The following is a 1,842-nucleotide window of genomic DNA, read 5'->3' as shown; positions in this document are numbered from 1 at the left end:
GAGCAGGTGAAATTTGATTGGGACAGAACTCATGCCAATAGTCGAATAGTGGCAGGGGATAAACCCATTGACCAGTTGGGCATGGTTGATTCGTATCGTCTGCTCAATAAATTTCATCTCACTAATCGTAGTTCAGAATATAAGGGTTATGAATTTCTCTCTCTCATCAACCTTGAAAAGCGTCCTCATTCTCTTGCGGTTTCTCCAAATCTATTTTCTGAAGTTATTCCAATCGGAGTGTTGGACCAGCAAGTAGACATTCATCATTTTTCCACAGAAAACAACTTTTGTTTGCTTTCGGCATGGAGAATAGGCGAGGTAAACATACATCCTTCTGCCACTATAGATTACCAACATAACACATTGAGCAGCTCACTGGCAAATTTCAGAAATGATTTGAAGTTCAATTTCATCAATGCAGGATTTGGAGCAAGAGCTACATATAATAGAGAGAAGTTGTATGTCTCTTTCAATATGCCCATACGATACAAGTATTTCCAACTGGAAGATATAGTGAAAGGTCAAACGACAAAGAAATCCGGATTACGTGTAGAACCCAATATTTCCCTTACTTATAATATCAATAGTAATCATCAATTAAATTTGAACTCCAATATTTCATATTCTACTCCGATTATTGAGAATTTGTACACAAACAATATCCTTACCTCCTATCGACAGCTCTCTGCATACGACGTTACAGGATTGTTTGAGGGGCTTAGTCAATCTTCTTCTTTGGGCTATTCATTCAAGAATATCCTTACGATGACTTTTGCGGGAATTGATTTGTTATGGTATCATCAGAAACCTGAAGTGCTTTATGGCTCTTACTATGATGATATTTCCATGCGCACAATCAGCCGGCACACCAAAGAAAAAGCCAACACTTTTACGGCAAAACTCCACGGAAGTCAAGGGTTCGATTGGAAACAATTAAAAGTCGGTGCATCATTATCTTATTCTTATTACGACAATCCGTTGCTGTTACAAGATGTGGTGCTTCGATATACAGGCAGGGCTATAGCTGCAAATATGGACATCACTATTGCTCCATTCAAATGGCTCTCTGTTTCTTATCGAGGTGGGTATTATCAGATGAAGACACAACAAAATGAAGGACAACGCTTGCCCTGGTTGCGTACAGTAAACAACAGTGCTTCTTTGAATTTCACTCTGCCTGCTGGAATAATGTTCTTAACCTCTCTCAATCATTATTATAACAACTTCAACAGTGGGGACAAGTCATTTCTCTTGCTGAACGCAGAAGCAAATTACACCATCAAACGTTTTAGCTTTGCACTCTCTTGCGATAATTTGCTTAATCTTAAAATATATTCGTATTCGAATAAGTCGGCTCTCACCGAAACTCGCTCTGTTTATAATATCCGTCCTCGCTCCATATTGCTGAAAGTTAGATTTAGAATAATATAAAAACCTTTCAAGATATGAAAAAGCTCTTTATTATCGTTGTTTATATGTTCATGTCATTTACAGTTCATGCACAGATAACAGCTCCGTTTCCGCAAAACCTTCAAAAGAAGAGTGCTATTGACACGGCACGATACAAGGTTACATATAATTTGAAATATAAAAATCATCCCGCCGACAAAAATTATCTCAGCGACGTGCGCAATGTATATATAGGGAAACGTTATGTAAGAGATTTTAGCGACATCATATTCCATTTCGATTCACTCTGCACAGAAGCCTCCAGGCATGGAGCTGTGACACGAAGCAACATTCAAGGAAATCCATGGCCAATAGAATTAATCGTTGAAGGTGGCAAAAAGGCAGACATTAAATATCGTATGCCACTACAAACTGGTGTGTTGAATTTCCAAC

1 protein-coding gene and 1 pseudogene are annotated in these 1,842 nt (G+C 38.3%); both read left to right on the top strand.

The window, feature by feature from the left end; translation table 11 throughout:
• The coding region (locus tag HMPREF9144_RS13600; RefSeq protein WP_006046493.1) for a porin family protein at positions 1-1,431 on the top strand (1,431 nt) is incomplete at its 5' end.
• A 14-nt stretch (positions 1,432-1,445) separates the two neighbouring features.
• Positions 1,446-1,842 (top strand): annotated as a pseudogene (locus HMPREF9144_RS12420) (GLPGLI family protein); the annotation flags it as partial.

It is taken from the genome of Prevotella pallens ATCC 700821, assembly GCF_000220255.1.
Lineage (GTDB): Bacteria > Bacteroidota > Bacteroidia > Bacteroidales > Bacteroidaceae > Prevotella > Prevotella pallens.
The sequence above is the reverse complement of the archived record's forward strand: the minus strand, read 5'-3'. Positions and strand labels throughout refer to the sequence as shown.